We start from the raw sequence: 6,000 nt of genomic DNA on the forward strand, positions 1-6,000 counted from the left end.
CATCGGCGTCGCGCCGCAGGGGCCACCTTCGCCGCACGTGACTGGACCCAACACGTCACTCAGCGCGACCTACCGGGAGAATGGCTGAGACATGTCGATTCAAGACCGGGTCGAAGATGCGGACTTCTCTGGCAGAACAAAACGGCGAGAGGAGGCGTTGCTCAGCGTCCTCGTTGCCGTCGCGGCTACCGCCCGCAAGACCTTCCCACAGATCACAGGTGACCAAGCAAAGCTTGAAGCATTCATGAAGACCCGCACGACTGGACCGTCAGTATCGAGTACCGAGGACAGAGGACACCAGTCGACCTCGGCCACCCATTTCACAGATGGCTTCGGGGCGAACTCGTCCACACCACACCGCAAGGCTGCCAGTCGATCTCCGCATAGTCGACGGATTCAGCGACCCGAACTCCTGCTCCGTCCGGGCCGGGGCGCCCGAACACACCGTGCTGAGCCCGGGCTGGTACCACTTCCTCACGCGCGCCGTTCTGCACGGCCAACGCTGACATCGCCGCGGTGGACGAGTCGCCCTCGTGGTCTGGCCGCTCACGAAGGGTCTGAGGATGCCGACTTGTCATCCTTCGACTCCACGAGGCGAGCCTTCTCACAAGTGGTGAGCGGCGGCCGTCCTTGTATCTCTGTCTGGCGACGTATGTACTCCTCTTCGGAGGGACGGTCCTTCAGCCACGGCCACTCTGAGTCCCGCGGATAGTTCGTCTCGATCGCGTCGTTGAGTCCTAGCTCAGCCCGCATGGCGTTCCGAAGCACCCCCAGGAGATCCTGCGCACGAAACCAACCAGGGTAGTAGCTGACGAATGGACCCCGCTTCTCAACAACTGCGGTTAACTCCATCAAAGCGCCCGAAACCCGATCTGCGAGGTCCGCCACCCCACTGCCCGCCACCAGTAGCAGATCGCTCAGCGCTGGTTGAAGCTGATCGTCCCAGCGGGCGATGTAGTGCATCAGGCCGTCCGTCATGAAGGCTTCATCCTCGTCAGCAAGCTCCTCGTCACCGCGGTATGGCAGAAAGACAGCGACACCGTCGATCTCGCGAAGCATGGACTGGCTGAGGACGAGGAACGCCGCATAGACCCGCCGTCGGTCAGCGAGCCAACGACGATCATCCTCAGCGGCCAAGCGCCGCCGTTCCGCGGACCGCCCCAACCACGTCGTCATCACGACGCCGACGATCGTGCCGGTGACGCCGAAGCCGCCAGCGACCACGACGGCGAACAACTCAGGAGTCACAAGGCGAGACTATGCTGTCTGGTTGCCCTCCGGATGAATGCTTCTCGCTCCCACTCAATAGGCACCGTGCTCCCAGCAGAAGGGCGGGTTGTTGCATCTGATGCATCATCAAGCGTGGGTGCGCGCGGGTCGCGGATGGGCTGGGGGTACGTTCGCGTTCGCGGGTCTGCGCGTCATGGTCCGGAGGTTTGTCGCCTTTTCCGTAGCCGGGCGGCGGACCATCCAACCAGCTCAGCTACGCCGCCGATGACCGCGTCGTAGACGATGCCTTTGAGGAGGTGTTCCCAGAGGTAGGCCCAGGCTTGAGAGTCTGACTGGATGCAGTCTCGCCCCCACAGAGTGCAGTTCAGCGCCTGCTGGGCGGCTATCTGCGAGCCCACGATTCCGGAGCCGATCAGGGCGATCCATCCCAGGCCTTCGGCGCCCTTGCTGAGGTACTCGCGGGTGCCGCTTTCGCGTAGGAACGCTCCGATGAGGATGGCGATCCATGCCAGGACTTGGACGACCTGCGCTACGGCTGCGAGCAGCTGGTAGTCGGCGCCAAGTTCGGGATTCATGCGACGAGTCTGCTCCTCGGGCACCGGACCTCGCGTGATTCCCGGGCCGTCACACGAAAATTCAGCGGAGTCGGTTCACGCTGTGGCGGGGTCGGGTTCGGGTTGGTAGGGGGTGTGACGGCGTCTTTGCACAAGCTGACTGCCGGGTCGGGGTATGACTACCTGACCCGGCAGGTCGCTGCGCAGGACTCAACAGAGAAGGGCCACGCGTCGCTGACGAGCTACTACACGGAGAAGGGTGAGGTGCCGGGTCGGTGGGTCGGTACCGGCCTGGCGGCGTTGGAGATGGAGCCGGGTGGTGCGGTGTCGGAGGTTCAGATGCGTGCCTTGTTCGGGGCGGGTTTCCATCCGGATATGGAGGCTCGGCTGGCAGCTCTCCCGGCCGACGCGACGCCGGCGCAGATCCGCCAAGCGGCCCGGCTGGGGTCGCCATTCCAGGTGCGGACGGCGGCCACGGTGTTCCAGCAGGAGGTCGCGGTCCGGTGCAGTCAGTGGGCTGCGGCCAACGGGTTGGGCAGTGGTGGGACGGTGCCGGTGGATGTGCGGGCAGGTATCCGCAACGAGCTCGCTACTGCTGGTTTCGAGGCGCGGATGGGGAGGGCGCCGAGCGGGGTGGAGTTGTCGTCGGAGGTGGCGACGTTGACGAGGAACCCGACGATCGCGTGCGCGGGCTATGACGTGACGTTCACCCCGGTGAAGTCGGTGTCGGCCCTGTGGGCGGTGGCGCCGCAGGAGGTGGCGGCGCAGATCGAGGAGGCTCACAACGCGGCGGTCGCGGACGCGCTGCGCTATCTGGAGGAGCGGGTCCTGTTCTCCCGGCGGGGGCATGGTGGGGTGCGGCAGGTGGAGGTGACCGGGATGGTCGCGGCGGCGTTCACGCATCGGGATTCTCGGGCGGGGGATCCGAACCTGCACACCCATGTCGCTGTCGCGAACAAGGTCCAGACCTTGGATGGGGCGTGGTTGGCGGTCGACGGCCGCCCGTTGCATGCGGGGATGGTGAGCATCTCGGAGGTGTACAACACGGCTCTGGAGGCGCACCTGGTGGAGCGTCTCGGGGTCCGGTTCGCGGTCGACACGGCGCGTGATCCGGGCAAGCGGGCAGTGCGGGAGATCGTGGGTGTGCCGGCCCGGTTGCGGGAGGCGTGGTCGAGCCGGCGGGCGGCGATCGAGGCCCGCCAGGCGGAGCTGGCAGTCGACTTCCAGCACGCTCATGGTCGGCCGCCGACACCGGCCGAGGCGATCGCGTTGGCGCAGCAGGCCACCCTGGAGACCCGGCAGGCCAAGCATGAACCCCGCAGCCTCGCCGAGCAGCGCACCACCTGGGCGGCCCAAGCAGCTGCCGTCCTCGGCGGCGACGGGGTGGCCCGGATGCTCACCGACGTGACCGCCGCCGGCGGCCAGTCGGGGCCCGCGGCCACGACGGAATGGGTCGAGCAGGTCGCCGGCGAGATGGTGGCCCGGATGGGTGTGTCGCGGGCGTCGTGGACGGTGTGGCACCTGCAAGCCGAAGCCTCGCGCCGTGCCCGCGAACGCGCCACGGACCCGCGGCAGGCGGAGGAGTTGACCGCCGCGCTGCTGGCGGCCGCGACCGCCAGGTGTCTGCCGGTGGCCGGCTGGACCGATCCGGTCATTGATCCGCAGCTGCTGCGGCGCAGTGATGGGGAGAGTGTCTACAGCACCGTCGGGGGTCGCCGGTTCACCTCCACCGCCGTCATCGAAGCGGAGGAGACGATCACTGCGGCCGCCGGGTTGACGGATGGGCGGCGGGTCGAGGAGATCGACGTCACGGTGGCGCTGCTGGCCTCCACCGCCGGCGGAGTGACGTTGAATGCGGGGCAGATCCAGCTGGTCCGGCGCATGGCCACCAGCGGTCGGCGGGTGCAGGTGGGGTTGGCGGCGGCCGGGTCAGGCAAGACCACAGCCCTAGCCGTGTTGGCCGGCGCGTGGCGGGAAAGCGGCGGCACCGTGCTGGGTCTGGCTCCCTCAGCGGTCGCGGCGGGGGTACTGGGGGAGCAGGTCGGAGCCTCGGCGACGCTGGCGAAGATCGCCCACGACCTCCACCACAACCAGGCGGCCGTGGAGGCCCTGATCGGTGCGGAGACCTTGTTGATCGTCGACGAGGCAGGCATGGCCGATACCCCCACCCTGGCAGTGGTGGTCGGGTTCGCGGTGGGGCGGGGGGCGTCGGTGCGGCTGATCGGTGATGATCAGCAGCTCGCCGCGGTCGGCGCCGGCGGCGTGCTGCGCGACATCACCGAGACCCACGGCGCGGTACAGCTGACCGAGATCATGCGCTTCGCAGACCCCGCCGAAGCAGCAGCCTCCCTGGCCCTGCGCGAGGGCCGGCTCGAGGCGCTGGGCTTCTACCTCGACCAGGGACGAATCCATGCCGGCTCCGAGGAGACCGTGCTGCGCGACGCCCTCACAGGCTGGCTCCACGACCGAGCGGCAGGGCTCGACAGCGTGATGCTGGCCGGCACCCGCGACCAGGTCGCCCAACTCAACCGGTGGGCCCGCGACCACCGCCTCACCGACACCCCCGACAGCGATGGTGGAGGTCCCGTTGCGGTGCTGTCGGATGGGAACATGGCATCGGTGGGGGATGTGATCGTGACCCGACTCAATGACCGGCGGCTCAGTGTGAGCGCCACGGATTGGGTGAAGAACGGCGACCGGTGGACCGTCACCGGCGTCGACCCGGCCGGCGCACTCCGAGCAGTGCACCGCAGCACCCGGCTGCGGGTTCTGCTGCCGCCGGGCTATGTGGCCGAGCATGTGGAGTTGGGGTACGCGGTGACGGTGCACTGCGCTCAGGGGGTCACGGTCGACACCACCCACACGGTGCTGACCGGGACGGAGAGCAGGCAGCAGTTGTATGTGGCGATGAGCCGCGGCCGCCGCTCCAACGAGGCGTATGTGCAGGTCGTCGACGGCGGAGAGGAGAATGCCCCGATCCATCCCGCGACGCTGCGGCCGGTCACCGCCGGCGACGTCCTCGAGCAGGTGTTGGCCCGGGACGGATCCTCACGCTCGGTGACCACCGAAGCCCGCCACGCCACCGATCCGTACACCCGACTGGGGCTCGCGGCCGCCCGCTACACCGACGCGGTCACCGTGGCCATCGAACAGCTACACCCCTATGCGGTCGTCGAGTTGGATGAGCATGCCGACCAGGTGGTGGAGCAGCTGACGTCCTGCCCAGCGTGGCCCACGCTGCGGTCCCATCTCCTGCACGCGGCCGCCGACCAAGCCACCTCGCCGCTGGAGGTGTTGCGGGCGGCGGTCGATGCCCGTGAGCTGGGGACGGCTGCGGATCCGGCGGCGGTGCTGACCTGGCGACTCCCGAACCCTGCCGGGGTGGGGCCGTTGCCGTGGCTCCCCGCCATCCCCGCCACCCTCACCGCGCATCCGCAGTGGGGACCGTACCTGGCCGCACGCCAGGGCTTGGTGGAGGACTTCGCCGTCGAAGTGCGTGACGCTGCGGCCGGGGTGACGCGGCCGGTGTGGGCGCTGCCCGGGCAGACCCTGACGACCTCGAGTGTTGCTGAGGTGGAGGTGTGGCGGGCGGCGTGGCAGGTCGACCGCGCAGACCGGCGCCCCACCGGCCCTCCCCAGCTCGGGGCTGCGGCGCACCGCTGGCAGCAGCGTCTCCTGGACCGGTTGCGGCCTGCTCATCCGGTGGGGGTGTGGACCGATCTGCTGCGCGACGTCCGCGCCGATCTGCCCCGCGACCCATACGCCCCCGTCCTGGCGCACCGCCTCGCCGCCCTGCATCAGGCCGGGGTGCCCGTCACCGAGCACCTCGCCGCAGCCGTCGCCGACGGACCACTGCCCGCGGAACAGCCCGCCGCCGCATTGTGGTGGCGACTGGCCCGACACCTCGCCGCCGCCGACGGCCCCACCCTCCCCGCCTGGGAAGGATCACTGGTGGATCGGCTCGGGTACGAGGCGGCCGCGGAGTTGGAGGCCAGCCCCTGGTGGCCGCACCTGGCCGCCGCGATCACCCACGCCACCGACCACGGACACCACCTCGACAATCTGATCACCCCGACGGTGGATGTGTCCGGGTTCGATGATGCGTGTCAGGCCATGCTGTGGCGCACACACCACCTCACCACCCCGCCCCCGGACGAGCAGGGGGAGCCGCCGCATCCCGACGAGCTGCCGCCTGAGGGAATCGAGGACATCGACT

The 6,000-nt window shown here is 69.0% G+C and carries 3 protein-coding genes; 1 reads left to right on the forward strand and 2 read right to left on the reverse strand.

Annotated elements, in window-relative coordinates:
* Nucleotides 1-546: 546 nt before the first annotated feature.
* Nucleotides 547-1,236 carry a hypothetical protein gene (locus tag H5398_RS08885; protein ID WP_182799746.1) on the reverse strand — a complete coding sequence of 230 codons (690 nt, stop codon included), beginning with the start codon at nucleotides 1,234-1,236 and terminating at the stop codon, nucleotides 547-549.
* Between the two features lie 185 nt (nucleotides 1,237-1,421).
* Nucleotides 1,422-1,805, reverse strand: a complete 384-nt coding sequence (locus H5398_RS08890) for a hypothetical protein (protein ID WP_182799747.1) — start codon at nucleotides 1,803-1,805, stop codon at nucleotides 1,422-1,424.
* A 114-nt stretch (nucleotides 1,806-1,919) separates the two neighbouring features.
* Here H5398_RS08890 and mobF point away from each other — a divergent pair.
* The coding region (gene mobF, locus H5398_RS08895; protein ID WP_182799748.1) for a MobF family relaxase at nucleotides 1,920-6,000 on the forward strand (4,081 nt) is incomplete at its 3' end.

The organism is Tessaracoccus sp. MC1679, from assembly GCF_014164775.1.
In the GTDB taxonomy this organism is placed as follows: Bacteria; Actinomycetota; Actinomycetes; order Propionibacteriales; family Propionibacteriaceae; genus Arachnia.

Excerpts from the sequence above, each read along its gene's own strand:
- H5398_RS08890 (WP_182799747.1), bottom strand. The coding sequence starts at position 1,805 with ATGAATCCCGAACTTGGCGCCGACTACCAGCTGCTCGCAGCCGTAGCG.